The following is a 16040-nucleotide window of genomic DNA, read 5'->3' as shown; positions in this document are numbered from 1 at the left end:
ACGGTCTTTTCGCCTACACGATATTGGGGAGCGGGGGAACTCCCGTTCGCGGAACTCAATCGCCCGACATGCCGGCCAGATCGCCCCTGAGGCCCGACCAGCTGCGTGCGCCGGCCATGGCGCGCACACGGGCCAGAGTGTATTTCAGATATTCCGACAGCATGACTTTCAAAACGCCCGGCTGGCGCAACCAGTTGCCATTCCTGAGATCCGTATTGACGACGGGGTAGGCGATGAATTCGGTTTGAGGATCGCTGACCTCCAATTCCAGAAGGCTGCGCGGCATGTGGTAGTTGTTGGTGACGACCAGCACGCGGCGGAAGCGGTGATCGCTGATCCAGCGCGCCGTCTCGTTCGCATTGCCGATCGTGTCCACGGCGTCATAGCCGATATCCACACAGCATTCGAAAAGGCTTGAGGAGCTTTGCGTGAGCTTGCGCAGCTGGTTGCCGCTCGTCGTTGGATTCACGCCCGAAATCAGCAGACGCTCGCCTGCACCGCGTTTCAACAGCCCGATCGCATGATCGATACGCTGGTAGCCGCCGGTCAACACCACGATGGCATCCGCCTTCGGATCGCGCGGCGCTTCAAGCGTTGCGACGGTCTCTGCGAAATACAGGAAACCGGCAAGGCCGATGGCGGCGCCGAGGATGAGGATGGCAAGCAGAACGCGCACGGCGATGCGGACGGGACCCTTGCGCCGCCGCCCTTCCGTCTCCGGCCGGAGACTGCCCGGCAGTCCCGCTTTTGCCCGTTCAAACCCGCTCATGATTCCGTCCATAGAATCCGATTGCGGCAACGGCTAGCCCGTTTCGCGGCGATGGTTCGTCGACGGCGGATCATTGGTCGGGCAGTTGGTCGGTGCGCGACGGATCGGAGCGGATCTGGTCGATCTCATGGATCGTCCGCATCACGGTGAAGCGAGCGGTCAGCGTGGTCAAAAGCGCGATGACGACGATGGTCGCGGCAATGCCGAGATAGCCGGTCAGCCCCATCGAGAAGGAGCCGAACAGCGCCGTCGCCTGGTCGCTCTGCGGGGTCGCGATGGAGCGCCCTTGCCAGAAACCGGCAATCGCGAAGAACAGAGCCGCCAAAGCTCCGCCGGCGACCGACCCCTTGAGGCTGATCTTCAGAAAATGCTTCTGAAATTCCGACGCGACGAAACCCGCCTCTGCGCCAACGAAATGCAGCACTTCGACGATATGGCGGTTGCCCGAGAGCGCGCCGCGTGTCGCGAAGACGACCGTCAGCACCATGGCGGAGAAGACGAGGACCAGAACACCCGTGCCGATAAAGGCGGTAGTGCGCGCCATCGCGACGAGGCGGTCGACCCAGGTACGGTGGTCGTCGAGGAAGGCTTGCGGGATCTTGGCCGACAGCGCCGCGCGCATGGCGGTGAAATCCGGCGGGCTCTGTTCGTCGATTGTGATGATGACCAGACGCGGCACCGGCAGTTCGTCGAGATTCAAACCCTCGCCAAGCCAGGGTTCGAGCAGGCGGGCCGTCGCATCGCGATCGACAATCGTGCCATCGCGGGTGCCCGAGAAGGTGAGTGCGAGATCGCGCACGTCCTTCAGCGCCTGCTCCATGTCTAGATTATCGTCAGGCTTGATCTGGATGGTGATCTCGCGGGAAATCTGGCTTTGCCAGCTCGCCGCCGTGGCCCGCACCATGTTGACCGCGCCGAAGGTAAGGCAGGCGAGGAAGGCCATGATGGCGATGACGGCCATCAGCGCATTGCCGGACACGTTCGACGGCGGAACGATAGGCGCCGTCGGGCGCACCTTCATTTCCGGCCGGCGGGCGGCTTGGCCTTCCTGGGCACTCTCGCGGGGGGCGTCAGTCATAGATGTCGAGCCGCCCCTGCGAGAGGATCATGCGCCGCGCCTCGACCTGATCCATCAGCGAGAGATCGTGGGTCGCGATGACGACGGCCGTACCAAGCCTGTTGAGCTCGAGGAACAGGCTGAGCAGGCGCTGTGCCATCGGTGGATCGACGTTGCCGGTCGGTTCGTCGGCCAGAAGCAGCTCCGGCCGGTCGATGAGCGCGCGGGCAATCGCCGCACGCTGCTTTTCACCGCCGGAGAGAACCGGCGGCAGCACGTTGATTCGCTCGCCGAGGCCGACCCATTTCAGAAGCTCCAGCACATCGGCCTTGTAGCTCGATTCGTCCTTGCCGCGCACGCGCAAGGGAAGAGCAACATTCTCATAGGTCGTCAGATGGTCGAGCAGGCGAAAATCCTGGAAGACGATGCCAATGCGCCGGCGCAGCATGGGCAGTTCGTCGCGCGGGATCGTGGAGACTTCGCGGTCGAAGCTGCGGATGATGCCCCGCGTCGGCTGGAGCGACAGGAACAGCAGGCGCAGCAGCGTCGTCTTGCCAGCCCCCGACGGGCCGGTCAGGAACTGGAAGGACCGGCGCGGAATATCGAAGGTCAGGTCGCGGAGAATTTCCGGCCCCATCCCGTAGCGCAGTCCGACATTTTCGAAATGAATCAAGGGTCAATCCGGTTTCTAAGAGCGTTCGCCTGAGCGCGTGGCGCCATCCTAGCGGATGTCGCAGAGGAAAGCGGCTCTTTCACGGTCAGGTTTCCGAAGCATTAACCAGTATGGTTTACGTTTCGTAAGGATTTCATTCAATGCCCGACTTTTCGCCCCTGATTTTGCGCGGAAACGGGAAGCGGGGAGTTCACGATGAACGCCTTCAAAGCACGACGCGAGGCAAAAGGCCGGATTGACCTTCTGCCGCCCGAGCCGAAGACGCCGGCGGAAAAGCACGCGCGCCGCGCGCCGACGCGGCTTGAAGTGGTCGATGCCGATTTCGTGGTGATCCGCAGCGCCGCCGCTCACACCTCCAACGACAATGTTCGCCGGCAATACACGGCACAGGACCCCGTTACTGTGCAGCACATGTTGCTGCGCATCGCCACGACAGGCGCACGGCTCTGCGAGGCGGGCCTCCAGCTGCTTTCCGGCCGCGCCTTTGCCGGCCTCGTCGCCACGCTCGTCATTTTCGTCTTCGCCTATGCCGGCGGCTTGACGGCGTTGCGCGCGGCGTTGCCAAGCGACAGCCCCGAAGCCAGCCTCCACATCGCCGACCTCATCACCACCATCGACGACCGCAACGGCATGAAGGTGCTCGCCATATATGGCCGGCTGCACAACGGCACTAACTCGGCGCAGGCCGTGACGGCGGTCGATATCATCCTCGACGGTGCCGGCGAGGCGATGCACCGGCGCGTGGCGCTGGAGACGGGCACGCTGGCCCCTGGCGCCAGCGAACACTTTGCGCTGCGCATACCCCACAGCGGCGGAAAAGTACCGAAAGTCTCGGTTTCACTTCCCGCCGAGGGTGCACCGGTCAACTGACTGTGCTAAGCGGCACCTTTGTTTTTGCGCAGATTGCGGCCCGCTGAGCCCCTGCGTCACCAAGGAGCCGCCTCGCGATGCATATTGTCCGCGGAAAGAAGATCGAAACGCTTTATGACGCCGGGCAGATCGCCAAGCGCAACGAAGAGCTTGCCGCGCAGATCGCCGCGGGCCCGACGAGCGACCTGCTCGTCATCGCTGTCCTCAAGGGCTCCTTCATCTTCGCTGCCGACCTGACGCGCGCGCTGCATGCCGCGGGCCTTGCTCCGGAAGTCGAGTTCATCACGCTCTCTAGCTACGGCACCGGCACGGTTTCGCAGGGCGTGAAGGTCACCAAGGACATCGACAGCGACGTGCATGGCCGCGATATCCTGCTGATAGACGACATCCTCGAATCCGGCCGCACGCTGAGCTACGCAAAGGAACTGATGTACGAGCGCGGCGCGCGCAACGTCACCATCGCCGTGCTGCTCGACAAGCGCGAGAAGCGCAAGACCGATCTCGAGGCCGATTATGTCGGCTTCGAATGCCCCGACCATTTCGTCGTCGGCTACGGCATGGACGTCGCCTATGCCTTCCGCGAACTGCCGTTCGTCGGCGTCGTGACGGGCGACGCGGAATAAGCGCCTCCAATTTCCCCTATCGGCCGTTTACCGATCGACAAGGAAAGTCTGGTCTTTTCATCGAAGCTGCTGCGTCGGAATGAACCGCTTCGCAGCGTTGCACTTTGATGGCGTGCATCCTGCGATGCGCACGGGACACGGGCCGGATGGACGGCCGAAGGGGAACCGATGGCGAAGATTCTGATCACCGAAGACGAGGATTCGCTGCGCATCTTCGTGGCACGCGCGCTACGGCTGGACGGCCATGAGACCGTCGAGGCCCCGGATGGTGCTGCCGGTCTCGATGCCCTCACCGATGGCGGCTTCGACCTCTTGCTTTCCGATATCCGCATGCCCGTCATGGACGGCATCGAGCTTGCCCATAAGGCATCCGCCGCCCACCCGGCACTGAAGATCCTGCTGATGACCGGCTATGCCGACCAGCGCGAACGCGCCGACGACCTCTCGCAAAAAATCGTCGATGTCGTGAGCAAACCCTTCAGCCTGCCGGATATCCGCCGCGCCGTCGCCTTGGCGCTCGCCGCCTGATCCTTCGATAGATACCGGGCGCGGCCGAACTCAGCGAATGCCGAGCAACCGCTCGAGATAATCCCGCTCGAAGCCCGGCGACGTGCCGGTGCCGAGCCGACGGCGAATCTCGTCGAGAATTTCGCGCGCACGCTGAATGTCGATCTCTTCGGGGATTTTCGTCGGTCCGCCGAAATCGGGGCCTTGGCCGTTGACGTTGCGCTCGCGGCCGAGCGGGTCGCGGCCATTGCGGCCGGCCTGCGGCATGCCCTCGCCCGGTCCCTGCCCCTCGCCCATCGCCTGCATCTGGCTCATCATGCTCTGCGCGCCCTGACGCAACGCTTCGAGCGCCCGGCCCTGGCTGCCGACGGCGGGTTCACCCTGACCGTCGCCAAGTGCTTCGGAAGCGCCCTTCATCTCCCGGCCGGCCTTGCCGAACCCTTCGCCCGGATCGAGGCCCATATCCTTCAGGCCCTTCTGGACCTCGCCAAGCTGCTTGCCGAGCCCATCCTGCTGCGCCTTCAGGTTCTTCAGCGCCTGCTGCAACTGTTCGGCGGTCATCTGGTCCGTCGAGGGCTGGCCCGCGCCGTTGTCGCCGGGCTGCTGCTCGCCCTCCTCGCCCGGTTGCGGATCGCCGCGCTGCTGGCGGTCACGCAAAGCCTGATCGAGCTTGAAGGTCTCTTCCATCAGCTTCTGCTGCTGCTGCATCAGCTGGCCGAGCTTGTCCATCTGCTGGCGCATGGCATCGTTCTGCTGGCCCTGCTGCCCTTGTTGCGGACGGCCGGCCTGCAGATTGTTCATCATGCGCTGGAGTTCGGACAGCATCTGCTGCGCCTGATCCTTGGCGCCGGAACGGGCCAGATTCTCGATCTGGTCCATCATGCGCTGCAGATCCTGCTGGCGCAGCACCTGGCCCTGCTGCTGGGCATTTTGCTGCATCTGGCCGTTCTTGGCCGCCTGCTTGGCAAGCTCCTGCATATAGGCCTGCATCGCCTCACGCAGTTCCTTCATCAGGCCGGCGATCTCCTCGTCCGAGGCATTGCGCTCCAGCGCTTCCGACAGCGCCTTCTGCGCCTCGCGCAGGTGCCGGTCGGCAAGCGAAAGATTGCCGTCCTCGATGCCGAGCGCGATCTCCCAGAGATAATCCGCCGTCTCGCGCATCTGGTCGTCTGTGCGGGCAAGCTTCATGCGCGCATTCGCCGATTGCAGCAGCAGGTAATGCGTGAGGTTCGGGATCGTTTCTTCCGGACGGATCGTCAGCGCCTCGTTGAGCGCGATGGCAAACGGCAGCTGGTTGGTATCCAGTGCAAAGACCTGCCGCTGTTCGGCAACGGCGGCGGCGAGCGGCTCGAAGAAGGTTTTTGCCGGGAGGACCATCTCGACCGGCTGGCTGCGGCCCTCCTGCCCCGCCGCATCCTTGGCGACCAGCGTGATCTTCACGCGTTTGCCGGAGAGCGGATGTTCGGAAAGATTGCGGCTCGTCGTGCCCTTGGCTTCGCGCGCGCTGCGGCGCGGCAGGTCGAGACGATATTCCGGCAGCGGATAGAGCGGACGCGCATCCTTCGCTTCCTCAACCGGCACGATTTCGGCCCGCGCTTCCTGAAGCCCATAATCATCCTTGGCGATAAAGCTGATTTCGAGTGCCGCCGCGACCGTCTTCTTCGGAATGCCGTCGAAGGCGATTTCCGGCACGCGGTCCGGAATGACCCCGAAGGTCCATGTCCGGTCACCGACCGTAAGTGTGCCGTCCTTCAGGATCTTGTAGTGCATGGTCTTGGCCCCGGCCACCGCCGCGACCTCGGCCTTTTGCGGGCTCTTGGTGCCGTCAGCCTTCTCGGCCTTCGGCTTGTCTTCGTCGGGACGGATCGCCGTCACGGTATTTTCGCCCGTCACCTGATAGCTGACCGGCTCATCGCCACTGCCGCCCGTCACGCGTACGGTGAGTTCGCTGAACTGCGGAATACGGATCTCGCCCTTCGCCGACTCTGCCTCACCGCCCTGTCCGTTGCCGGTCAGAAAGACCGGCGCACGCGACGTGTGCGCGGGCGGCGTCACCCAGGCGTCGATCCGCACATCCGGCGCTGATTCGGTCGGCGCGCGGAAGGACACAACGTCGGTCAGCAGACCGCCGCGATTGGAATAGGAGAAGGCAAAGGCGATGACGACGAGAAGCACCGGAATGGCGCGCAGTGCATGTCGGTCGTGGCGCGCGATATCGGGCTCTGGTGTACCGATATGCAGCGAGCCGACAAGCCGCGCCATACGGGCCTGATGCTCGCGCCACAGCGCCTGCGCAAACGCATCGCCGCCCGCGGGTCTGTCGTCCTGCACTCGGATCGCCTGATGGGCGAGCGCATTGCGCGTCTCCAGCATGCGATAGGCATTGTCGGTGGATGGCCAGGCGAGACCGCGCAGCCGCACAAGCAGAGCGCCGAGACCGAGCGCGAAAGCGGCGAGCGTCGCGATATGCAGCCAGGCCGGCACGTAACGGAAATAGCCGAACCAGGTCAGCGCGAGGAAACCCGCGACCAGCAGCAGGATCGGCAGGAGCCGCGGAGCGAGCGCTTCGAGATAAAGAACGGTCTGGGCGGCAAGGCGTTTGCCCGCAAGCCGGCGTGCGAGCGGATTGTCGCTTGCCCCCGTCTCGCGCTGCTTTTCAATCGCCATCGTTCGCCGCTCTCCACATGATGTCACGGCTTAAAGGATAACACGCTTTGTGGCGAAGACGAGGGCGCGCGCAAAATCGTGAACGCGCGCTACAGCTTTGTCAGGCAAGCCAGGCCGGGATCGAATCGAGGCCGATCAGCTCGTCATAGGAAAGACGCGGGCGCACGACATGGAATTCCGCGCCGTTGACAAGCACTTCCGGGATCAGCAGACGACTGTTGTAGGTGCCGGCCTGCACCGCGCCGTAAGCACCCGCCGAACCGACGGCGATGAGATCGCCCGGCTTCGGCTGCGCCATCTCGCGATCCTGCGCCAGATAGTCACCCGTCTCGCAGACCGGGCCGACGACATCGGCGCGAATGCGCGGCGCGTTGGCAGCCGAGATGACGACGGGCTGAACCTCGTGCCAGGCTTCATAGAGCGTCGGGCGGATGAGATCGTTCATGGCGGCATCGACAATAACGAAGGTCTTCTCGCCGCCATCCTTCACATAGATCACCTCGGTGACGAGGATGCCGGCATTGCCGACGATCATGCGGCCGGGCTCCGTGACGATCTTGCAGTTCAGGCCCTTGAGCTGGTTCTTGACGATCTCGGCATAGGCATCCGGCAAGGGCGGCGGCGTGTTGTCCGTCTTGTAGGGAATGCCAAGACCGCCGCCGACATCGACGTGATCGATCGTATGGCCATCGGCGCGCAGCGTATCGACCAGCTCGCGCAGCAGCTTGAAAGCGTCTTCGAAGGGCTGCAGCTCGGTGATCTGGCTGCCGATATGCATGTCGATACCGGTGACCTGGATGCCCGGCAGGCTGGCAGCGCGCGCATAGACGGTGCGGGCACGCTCCCAGGAAATGCCAAACTTGTTTTCCTTCTTGCCAGTCGAGATCTTGGCATGGGTGCGGGCGTCGACATCGGGATTGATGCGGAACGAGACATGCGCGACCTTGCCGGCCTTGACGGCGCGGGCGTTCAGCACTTCGAGTTCCGGTTCCGACTCGACGTTGAAGCAGTAGATGCCGGCTTCCAGCGCCAGATCCATCTCGCGCGGCGTCTTGCCGACGCCGGAGAACATGATGCGCGAAGCGGGAACGCCGGCGGCGAGCGCCCGGCGCAATTCGCCTTCCGAGACGACATCAATGCCGGCGCCGAGCTTCGCCAGCGTCTTCAAGACCGCCTGGTTGGAATTCGCCTTCATCGCATAGCAGACCATGGCATCGACGCCGTCGAAAGCCTTGGAGAAGACCTTGTAGTGGCGCTCCAGCGTGGCCGTCGAATAGACGTAGAAGGGCGTTCCGACCGCCTTGGCGATTTCAGGAACCGGCACGTCCTCCGCGTAGAGAATGCCGTCGCGATGCTCGAAATGGTTCACGGTTGCTGATCTTTCAAAGAAGGGGATCGAGAACGAAAGGCTTGTCTTCGACCTGCTCGACCTTCTTGCCGTCGGCGCTCGTCTTGAAGACCGGCTTGGCGCCACCCGGCAGGTCGAGATCGCCCTTGCGGCCGCAGGCGGAGAGAACCGCCACGGAAAGGCCGAGCACAAGAGCCAGCCTGCCGATATCGCTACGTGTCATGAAACGTTCCCTGGAATTGCCGGTGGGCTTAATCCTTAACGAATTCGCCCGCCCTTGTGCACCCTTAATCTAGTGATGAGCCCTCACAAGCCCTTTGATCAGTTCCGCTGCCGCCACCAGGCGATCTGCTTTCTGACTTCCGACGGCGCCGTGCCACCATAGCTCTTGCGGCTGGCAACCGAGGCTTCGACTGTCAGGACATTGAAAATGTCTGCGGTGATCGACGCATGGATCTCCTGCAACTCTTCCAGCGTGAGTTCCGCGAGGTCACAACCCTTGCCTTCGGCAAGCGCCACCGCGCGGCCTGTGACGTGGTGAGCATCGCGGAAGGGCAGGCCCGCCTCGCGCACCAGCCAATCGGCAAGATCGGTGGCGGTGGAATAGCCGGACCCGGCGGCGGCCTTCATCCGGTCGGTGCGGATGGTCATGTCGCGCACCATGCCGGTCATCGCGGCGATGGCGAGTTCCAGGCTCTCGGCAGCATCGAAGACCTGTTCCTTGTCTTCCTGCATATCCTTGGAATAGGCGAGCGGCAGGCCCTTCATGACAGTGAGAAGCGCGATCAGCGAGCCGTTGATGCGGCCGGTCTTGGCGCGCACCAGCTCGGCGGCGTCGGGGTTCTTCTTCTGCGGCATGATGGAGGAGCCGGTGGAGAAGGCATCCGACAGGCGGATGAAGCCGAACTGCGGCGTCGACCAGATGACGATTTCTTCCGCCAGGCGCGACAGGTGGACCGAGGCGATGGCGGCAATCGACAGGAATTCCAGCGCGAAGTCGCGGTCGGAAACCGTATCGATGGAATTACGGGTCGGCTCGCGGAAGCCGAGCGCCTTGGCCGTCATGTGGCGATCGATAGCATAGCCCGTGCCGGCGAGGGCGGCGGCACCGATCGGGCTCTCATCGAGATGCTCGATGGCATGGCGCACGCGCTGGCGGTCGCGGCCGAACATTTCGACATAGGCCATGCAATGGTGGCCGAAGGTCACGGGCTGCGCCGTCTGAAGATGGGTGAAGCCGGGCATGACGGTCTCGGCATGCTCTTCCGCGCGGTCGAGGAAGGCGGCAATGAGGCCGGTCAGCGTCTTCTCGGTCTTCTGCAGCTCTTCCTTCACCCAGAGGCGGAAATCGAGCGCCACCTGATCGTTGCGCGAGCGGGCTGTGTGCAGGCGGCCGGCAGCCGGGCCGATCAGCGTGGCAAGCCGCGCTTCGACATTCATATGGATGTCTTCGAGCTTGCGCGAGAATTCGAAATTGCCGCTTTCGATCTCTGACAGGATCGTGTCGAGACCGTGAACGATCTTTTCCTTATCGTCGGCCGAAATGATGCCCTGATGGGCGAGCATTTCGGCATGCGCCTTTGAGCCGCGGATGTCCTGGGCATAAAGCTTCTTGTCGAAGCCGATGGAGGCATTTATCTCCTCCATGATTGCATCCGGTCCCGAGGCGAAGCGGCCGCCCCACATCTGGTTCGAGGATTTCGTCTCGGAAGTGCCGTCTGCCATGGGTGCCTGCCTGGAAAAGTGTCCTGGAGAATGAAATGTCAGTGAAGAAGACCCTCGGCCTGCCGGCAGGAAAGCTCATCGCCATTGCCGGCCTTGCCGGACTTCTCGCCGGTGGTGCTGCGATATACGTGAAGGAGAGCCTGTCTGGCAATGCCACGGGCACCGTCGCGTCGGCCGATCCCGCAGCCTGCGCGGCTGCCGCCGCCAGGGCCGAGGCCATCACGCCCTTCTCGAAGGGTCAGGTCGCCGCCATGCGCACGGTCGATGAACACCGGGCGCTGCCAGATCTCGTCTTCGACGGTCCCGACGGCAAGAGGAAGACGATCGCCGATTTCGCCGGCAAGACCCTGCTCGTCAATCTCTGGGCGACGTGGTGCGTGCCCTGCCGCGAGGAAATGCCGGCGCTCAACGCGCTGCAGAGAGATCTCGGCTCCGACAAATTCGAGGTGGTCGCGATCAATATCGACACCGGCGACGACGAGAAGCCAAAAACCTTCCTCGACGAAACCAAGGTGCACGACCTCCGCTACTACCGCGATGCATCGATGGGCGTCTTCAACACGCTGAAGAAGGAAGGCCTCGCCTTCGGCCTTCCCGTGACGCTGTTGATGGACGACAAGGGCTGCCTGATCTCCGCCATGAACGGCCCCGCGGCATGGGACAGCGAAGACGCCAAGGCGCTGATCAACGCCGCGCTGGCAAGCCCGAAAAGTTGATCTCACGCCGCCGCATAGACCCGCGGCCGGCGGATCTGGAGAAAACCCGCCTCGCCCTTGCGGTGCGGGAATTCCGGCGCGGTGTCGAACTCCACCGGCTGGCCGTTGCCGGTCATCGCCAGCACGCGGCGCGAATCCGGCCGGTCGATGACCCGCACGATCTTCGCCGCGATGCCCTGCCCGTCCTCGCGCCAGGTCACATCGGCCGGACGGAACAGGATTTCTCCGCCGCCATCGGCAATACCGTCAGCGTCGAAGGCGATATCCTCGACATAGGCCTTGCCGCCACGGATATCCGCATCGAGCCGGTTGGCATCGCCCAAAAAGTTCATCACGAAGGCATCGGCCGGGTTGCGGCACACCGCCTCCGGCGTGCCCTCCTGCACGATGCGGCCCTTGTTGAGAATGACGACGCGATCGGCAAGATCGAGCGCCTCTTCCTGGTCATGCGTGACGAAAAGCGTGGTGATACCAAGCTCGTCATGGATCTTTCGCAGCCAACGGCGAAGATCACGCCGGACATTCGCATCGAGCGCGCCGAAAGGCTCGTCGAGCAGCAGCACACGCGGATCGACGGCCAGCGCACGGGCAAGCGCCACGCGCTGGCGCTGGCCGCCGGAGATCTGGCCGGGGAAACGATCCTTGAGACCGCTCAACTGCACGAGATCCAAGAGTTCCTTGACCCGCTCGGCAATCGCTTGCGGCGAGCGCTTCACCTTGGAGACCTTCATGCCGAAAGCGATGTTTTCGCCGACGGTCATATGCGGGAAGAGCGCATAGTGCTGGAAGACGAAGCCGACGCCACGATCGCGCACGGGGATATCCGTCGCATTCTCCGTTCCGAAATAGATCGCGCCGGCATCGGCATATTCGAGACCGGCGACCATGCGCAGGATCGTCGTCTTGCCGGAACCGGAGGGGCCGAGCAGCGCGACCAGCTCGCCGCTTTCGATATCGAGCGAAACGCCGTGCACGGCGCGGAAGGTCTCGAACTCCTTGACGACGTTGTCGAGGCGGATTTTCACGGTTTGACCTCCGGAGTGATGCTGTCGGCGCCCGCAAGAGCGGAGGGACGCTGGACGCGGCCCGCACCCTGCCGCTCCAGCGCCACCTTGGCGATGAGCGTGACGATGGCGAGGCCGGCGAGAATGGATGCGGCGGCAAACGAACCGGCCGCGTTGTAATCGTGATAGAGCAGTTCGATATGCAGCGGCAGCGTGTTCGTCTGCCCGCGAATATTACCCGAGACCACGGAAACCGCGCCGAACTCGCCCATCACCCGCGAATTACAGAGCACGACGCCGTAGAGCAGCGCCCATTTGATGTTCGGCAGCGTGACGGAGAAGAAGGTCCGCCAGCCGCTTGCACCAAGCGACGTCGCCGCCTCCTCAAGATCACGCCCCTGCGCCTGCATCAGCGGGATCAGCTCGCGCGCCACGAAGGGTGCCGTCACGAACATGCTGGCAAGCACGATGCCCGGCAGCGCGAAGAGGATCTTGATCTCCGCCGCCTGAAGTGCGTGGCCGAACAGGCCCTGCAGGCCGTAGACGAAGAGATAGGAGACACCGGCGACGATCGGCGAAACCGAGAAGGGAATCTCGATGATCACGGTGAGCAGCCGCTTGCCCCAGAAATCATGTTTGGTGATCGCCCAGGCCGCCGCAACGCCGAAGGCCGTATTGATCGGCACGGCGATCAGCGCCGTAATGACCGTCAGCAGAATGGCGTGACGGGTGTCCGGGTCGGCAATCGACTGCCCGAAATAGACGATGCCCTTTGAAAACGCCTCGACACCGATGACGACGAGCGGTGCCACGATCATCAGCCCGACGAGCAGGAGAACGATCGTCAGCAGCACCGCGCGAAAAATTTTGTTGTCGCCGACACGCGGCGGCTTACCCTTGCCGTGATGCGCCATGATCAGCCCCTCGCCGTGTAGCGCAGGGCGCGAGCCTGCATCAGATTGGTGATGGCGAGCATGACGAAGGCGGTCAGCAGCATGACGGAGGCAATCGCGGCGGAGGCCGGATAATCGTATTCCTCAAGCCGGATGAAGGCGAGCAACGCGGTGATCTCTGTCGAGAACGGCTGGTTGCCTGCGATGAAGATGATGGCGCCGAATTCGCCAAGGCTGCGGGCGAAGGACAGCGATACGCCCGCCAGAAGCGCCGGCGTCAGAAGTGGCAGAATGACGGTCGTGAAGATCGAGAGGTCACTCGCGCCCAGCGTCTGCCCCGCCTCTTCCAGTGCCGGATCGAGTTCCTCCAGCACCGGCTGCACCGTGCGCACGATGAAGGGGATGCTGGTGAAGCTCATGGCGACCATGATGCCGAGCGGCGTATAGGCGACCTTGATGCCGATGAGCGACAGGGGACCGCCGAACCAGCCATTGGTGGCAAACAGAGTGGTCAGCGCGATGCCCGCAACGGCCGTCGGCAGGGCGAAAGGCAGATCGACCAGCGCATCGACGAGACGGCGGCCGGGAAAACGGTAACGCACCAGAACCCAGGCGAGCGCCATGCCGAAGAACAGGTTGAACACCGTCGCGACGAGCGCGCAGGTCACCGTCACGCGATAGCTGGCGACAGCGCGATCCGACGAGATGATGCGCCAGTAATCCTCCGGCCCGAGGCTTGCCGCCTTGAAGACGAGCGCTGCCAGCGGCAGCACCACGATGATGGCCACATAGACGAGGGTGATGCCGAGCGCGAGCGGCAATCCGGGCAGTACACGCCGTCTCAAGCGCGCGTCCTTTCTCAAGCAAATTCAGGAAAAGTGCGGCGCGGCTTCCATCGGGATTGCGCTTTGCTTTTCATGCGTCAACCGGCGGGTTTTGCCCGCCGGTTGTCAGAAACAAGAATGGGAGGGATCAACGGCTGCCGTAGATCTTGTCCAGCGTACCGCCTTCGGCGAAGTGCTCTTCGGAAATCTTCTTCCAGCCCCCGAACACGTCGTCGACATTCACCAGACGGATCTCCGGGAACTGGTCCTTGTATTCGGCAGCGACCTTCTCGTCATGGACGCGGTGACCGAATTCGGCGGCGATCTTCTGACCCTCGGGCGCATAGAGAAAGTCGAGATAGGACTTCGCGAGATCGCGGCTACCGCGGGCATCCGCCACCTTGTCGACCACGGCGACCGGGAACTCTGCAAGCAGCGAGACGGAAGGCACGACGCTCTGGAACTTGTCCTCGCCATACTGCTTGGCAATCGACTTCGTCTCGGCTTCGAAGGTGATGATCACGTCGCCGATCTCGCGCTCGACGAAGGTCGTCGTCGCCGCACGGCCGCCCGTGTCGAAGACCGGCACATTGTCGAAGATCTTGGTGATGAATTCCTCGACCTTGGCCGGATCGTCCTTGAAGGCTTCCTTGGCGTAGGCCGTGGCGGCGAGATAGGTGTAGCGCGCATTGCCAGAGGTCTTCGGGTTCGGGAAGATGACCTTCACGTCGTCGCGGGCCAGATCCGACCAGTCCTTGATGTTCTTCGGGTTGCCGGCGCGCACGAGGAAAGACGGGAAGGAGTAGAAGGGCGAAGCATTGTTCGGGAACTTCTGCTGCCAGCCTTCGGCGACGAAACCGTTCTTCACGAGGAAATCGATATCGGTGACCTGGTTGAAGGTCACGACGTCGGCCTCGAGGCCTTCGACGATGGCGCGCGCCTGCTTGGAGGTTCCGCCGTGCGACTGGTCGATGGTAACACCCGGGTGCCCCTTCACGAAGGCTTCGTTCTCGGCGGCAAACAGCTCGCGTGCAACGTCATAGGAGGCGTTGAGCAGTTTGTCGGCGGCATGCGCGGTGAACGGAGCGGCGAAGCCGAGAAGGGCCACGCCGAGAAGGAGCAAACGTTTCATCTGAAAAACCCCGAATGGAAACTCAATTGGGGCAGACAATAGCGACGAGAGCGCCGCCATCCGAGGTATGGCCTGTCGCAGCTTCCGCGACAGGCGAAACATTTTTCCCCGAAAGGCAAGCGTGGCGGATTCTTCCCGCCCTTAGCGGGTCGGGACGGGGATCTCGCCGCGGTAGTCGTAGAAGCCGCGACCGGACTTGCGGCCAAGCCAGCCGGCCTCGACATATTTCACCAAAAGCGGGCACGGGCGATACTTGGAATCGGCCAGGCCGTCGTGCAGAACCTGCATGATGGAAAGGCAGGTATCGAGGCCGATGAAATCGGCAAGCTGCAACGGGCCCATCGGATGGTTTGCACCGAGCCTCATGGCGGTATCGATGGCCTCCACCGAGCCGACGCCTTCATAAAGCGTGTAGATCGCTTCGTTGATCATCGGCAGCAGGATGCGGTTGACGATGAAGGCCGGGAAATCCTCGGCGACGGTGATCGTCTTGTCGAGCGCGGCGACGAATTCCTTGGCGGCCGAGAAGGTCTTTTCTTCAGTCGCGATACCGCGCACGAGCTCGACCAGCTTCATGACAGGGACCGGGTTCATGAAGTGGATGCCCATGAAGCGCTCCGGCCGGTCGGTGGCGGACGCCAGGCGCGTAATGGAAAGCGAAGACGTGTTGGTGGCGAGGATCGCCTCCGGCTTCAGCACGGAACAGACCTGACCGTAGATCTTGCGCTTGACGGTCTCGTCTTCGGTGGCGGCCTCGATGACGAGATCGGCGTCGGAAAGGTCGTTGATGTCGGACGAACCCTTGATCAGCGCCATCGCCTTCTTGCGGTCTTCCTCGGTCATTTTACCCGAGGAAACCTGGCGAGCGAAATTGCCGTTGATCGTGGCAAGACCGGTCTCGATGCGCTCGGGCGACAGATCGTAGATATGGACCTTGTAGCCGGCAACGGCCGCGACATGCGCGATCCCGCACCCCATCTGGCCCGCACCGACAATACCGACGTTCTTGATCATAGCGCCCATCGCCCCGTCATTTGCGCCCGCAGCGCAGGCAAAAAAAACACCGGGCCGGTCAGGCCGGCCCGGTGAAGTGATAAAGCGGTGCGACGGATTTTTCCAGTGAAATCATCGTCGCAAAAGCTCGGCCTTGGTCGGCTTAAAGCGCCTTCTGCAATTCCGGCAGCGCTTCGAACAGGTCCGCGACGAGGCCGTAGTCGGCGACCTGGAAGATC

At 63.1% G+C, this 16040-nt stretch carries 16 protein-coding genes; 4 read left to right on the top strand and 12 right to left on the bottom strand.

What is annotated here, in order from left to right:
• Positions 1-55 precede the first annotated feature (55 nt).
• From MUU55_RS27725 to ftsE, 3 genes are all read right to left on the bottom strand, one after another.
• Complete coding sequence (locus tag MUU55_RS27725; RefSeq protein WP_244764010.1) at positions 56-769, bottom strand: YdcF family protein; 714 nt, start codon at positions 767-769, stop codon at positions 56-58.
• Between the two features lie 70 nt (positions 770-839).
• Entirely contained in the window at positions 840-1847 is a 1008-nt protein-coding gene (locus MUU55_RS27720; RefSeq protein WP_244764009.1) for a cell division protein FtsX, read from the bottom strand.
• Complete coding sequence (gene ftsE, locus MUU55_RS27715) at positions 1840-2499, bottom strand: cell division ATP-binding protein FtsE (RefSeq protein WP_117371900.1); 660 nt, start codon at positions 2497-2499, stop codon at positions 1840-1842. Before ftsE ends, MUU55_RS27720 begins: the two co-directional genes overlap by 8 nt.
• A gap of 195 nt (positions 2500-2694) precedes the next feature.
• Here ftsE and MUU55_RS27710 point away from each other — a divergent pair, with 195 nt between their 5' ends.
• The 3 genes from MUU55_RS27710 (at position 2695) to MUU55_RS27700 (ending at position 4520) form a co-directional block, all read left to right on the top strand.
• Entirely contained in the window at positions 2695-3369 is a 675-nt protein-coding gene (locus tag MUU55_RS27710; protein ID WP_244764008.1) for a hypothetical protein, read from the top strand.
• A gap of 77 nt (positions 3370-3446) precedes the next feature.
• Complete coding sequence (hpt, locus tag MUU55_RS27705; RefSeq protein ID WP_244764007.1) at positions 3447-3992, top strand: hypoxanthine phosphoribosyltransferase; 546 nt, start codon at positions 3447-3449, stop codon at positions 3990-3992.
• A gap of 168 nt (positions 3993-4160) precedes the next feature.
• A complete protein-coding gene (locus MUU55_RS27700; RefSeq protein ID WP_117371897.1) occupies positions 4161-4520 on the top strand; it encodes a response regulator in 360 nt (119 codons plus the stop codon).
• A gap of 30 nt (positions 4521-4550) precedes the next feature.
• Here MUU55_RS27700 and MUU55_RS27695 read toward each other — a convergent pair whose 3' ends face one another.
• From MUU55_RS27695 to argH, 4 genes are all read right to left on the bottom strand, one after another.
• Positions 4551-7166, bottom strand: coding sequence for a TIGR02302 family protein (locus MUU55_RS27695; RefSeq protein ID WP_244764006.1), 2616 nt, complete (start codon positions 7164-7166; stop codon positions 4551-4553).
• Between the two features lie 100 nt (positions 7167-7266).
• Positions 7267-8535, bottom strand: coding sequence for a diaminopimelate decarboxylase (gene lysA, locus MUU55_RS27690; protein ID WP_244764005.1), 1269 nt, complete (start codon positions 8533-8535; stop codon positions 7267-7269).
• A gap of 13 nt (positions 8536-8548) precedes the next feature.
• The gene (lptM, locus tag MUU55_RS27685) at positions 8549-8737 is read right to left on the bottom strand and encodes an LPS translocon maturation chaperone LptM (RefSeq protein WP_244764004.1); all 189 of its coding nucleotides are present in this window, start codon (positions 8735-8737) and stop codon (positions 8549-8551) included.
• A 98-nt stretch (positions 8738-8835) separates the two neighbouring features.
• Positions 8836-10239 carry an argininosuccinate lyase gene (argH, locus tag MUU55_RS27680; RefSeq protein ID WP_244764003.1) on the bottom strand — a complete coding sequence of 468 codons (1404 nt, stop codon included), beginning with the start codon at positions 10237-10239 and terminating at the stop codon, positions 8836-8838.
• A 35-nt stretch (positions 10240-10274) separates the two neighbouring features.
• Here argH and tlpA point away from each other — a divergent pair, with 35 nt between their 5' ends.
• Positions 10275-10955, top strand: a complete 681-nt coding sequence (gene tlpA / locus MUU55_RS27675; protein ID WP_244764002.1) for a thiol:disulfide interchange protein TlpA — start codon at positions 10275-10277, stop codon at positions 10953-10955.
• A gap of 2 nt (positions 10956-10957) precedes the next feature.
• On the opposite strand, the gene MUU55_RS27670 is transcribed toward tlpA, so the two are convergent.
• The 5 genes from MUU55_RS27670 to MUU55_RS27650 all read right to left on the bottom strand — a co-directional run bounded on the left by MUU55_RS27670 (position 10958) and on the right by MUU55_RS27650 (position 15831).
• Complete coding sequence (locus MUU55_RS27670; RefSeq protein WP_244764001.1) at positions 10958-11980, bottom strand: sulfate/molybdate ABC transporter ATP-binding protein; 1023 nt, start codon at positions 11978-11980, stop codon at positions 10958-10960.
• Positions 11977-12873, bottom strand: a complete 897-nt coding sequence (cysW, locus tag MUU55_RS27665; protein ID WP_244764000.1) for a sulfate ABC transporter permease subunit CysW — start codon at positions 12871-12873, stop codon at positions 11977-11979. The genes MUU55_RS27670 and cysW overlap by 4 nt, the downstream gene beginning before the upstream one ends.
• A gap of 2 nt (positions 12874-12875) precedes the next feature.
• Positions 12876-13697, bottom strand: coding sequence for a sulfate ABC transporter permease subunit CysT (cysT, locus tag MUU55_RS27660; RefSeq protein ID WP_244763999.1), 822 nt, complete (start codon positions 13695-13697; stop codon positions 12876-12878).
• A gap of 127 nt (positions 13698-13824) precedes the next feature.
• On the bottom strand, positions 13825-14808 hold the full coding sequence (cysP, locus tag MUU55_RS27655) for a thiosulfate ABC transporter substrate-binding protein CysP (protein ID WP_244763998.1): 984 nt from the start codon (positions 14806-14808) through the stop codon (positions 13825-13827).
• Positions 14809-14949: 141 nt separating this feature from the next.
• On the bottom strand, positions 14950-15831 hold the full coding sequence (locus MUU55_RS27650; protein ID WP_244763997.1) for a 3-hydroxybutyryl-CoA dehydrogenase: 882 nt from the start codon (positions 15829-15831) through the stop codon (positions 14950-14952).
• Positions 15832-16040 lie beyond the last annotated feature (209 nt).

Origin of the sequence: Shinella curvata, from assembly GCF_022899935.1 — a bacterium.
GTDB lineage: Bacteria > Pseudomonadota > Alphaproteobacteria > Rhizobiales > Rhizobiaceae > Shinella > Shinella curvata.
Note: the sequence above shows the minus strand (reverse complement) of the source record. Positions and strands in the feature narration are given on the sequence as shown.

Coding starts and splice junctions, on each gene's coding strand:
- MUU55_RS27725 (WP_244764010.1), bottom strand. CDS start 769: ATGAGCGGGTTTGAACGGGCAAAAGCGGGACTGCCGGGCAGTCTCCGG.
- tlpA (WP_244764002.1), top strand. CDS start 10,275: ATGTCAGTGAAGAAGACCCTCGGCCTGCCGGCAGGAAAGCTCATCGCC.
- lptM (WP_244764004.1), bottom strand. CDS start 8,737: ATGACACGTAGCGATATCGGCAGGCTGGCTCTTGTGCTCGGCCTTTCC.
- MUU55_RS27695 (WP_244764006.1), bottom strand. CDS start 7,166: ATGGCGATTGAAAAGCAGCGCGAGACGGGGGCAAGCGACAATCCGCTC.
- hpt (WP_244764007.1), top strand. CDS start 3,447: ATGCATATTGTCCGCGGAAAGAAGATCGAAACGCTTTATGACGCCGGG.
- MUU55_RS27650 (WP_244763997.1), bottom strand. CDS start 15,831: ATGGGCGCTATGATCAAGAACGTCGGTATTGTCGGTGCGGGCCAGATG.
- argH (WP_244764003.1), bottom strand. CDS start 10,239: ATGGCAGACGGCACTTCCGAGACGAAATCCTCGAACCAGATGTGGGGC.
- MUU55_RS27710 (WP_244764008.1), top strand. CDS start 2,695: ATGAACGCCTTCAAAGCACGACGCGAGGCAAAAGGCCGGATTGACCTT.
- cysW (WP_244764000.1), bottom strand. CDS start 12,873: ATGGCGCATCACGGCAAGGGTAAGCCGCCGCGTGTCGGCGACAACAAA.
- cysP (WP_244763998.1), bottom strand. CDS start 14,808: ATGAAACGTTTGCTCCTTCTCGGCGTGGCCCTTCTCGGCTTCGCCGCT.
- MUU55_RS27720 (WP_244764009.1), bottom strand. CDS start 1,847: ATGACTGACGCCCCCCGCGAGAGTGCCCAGGAAGGCCAAGCCGCCCGC.
- MUU55_RS27700 (WP_117371897.1), top strand. CDS start 4,161: ATGGCGAAGATTCTGATCACCGAAGACGAGGATTCGCTGCGCATCTTC.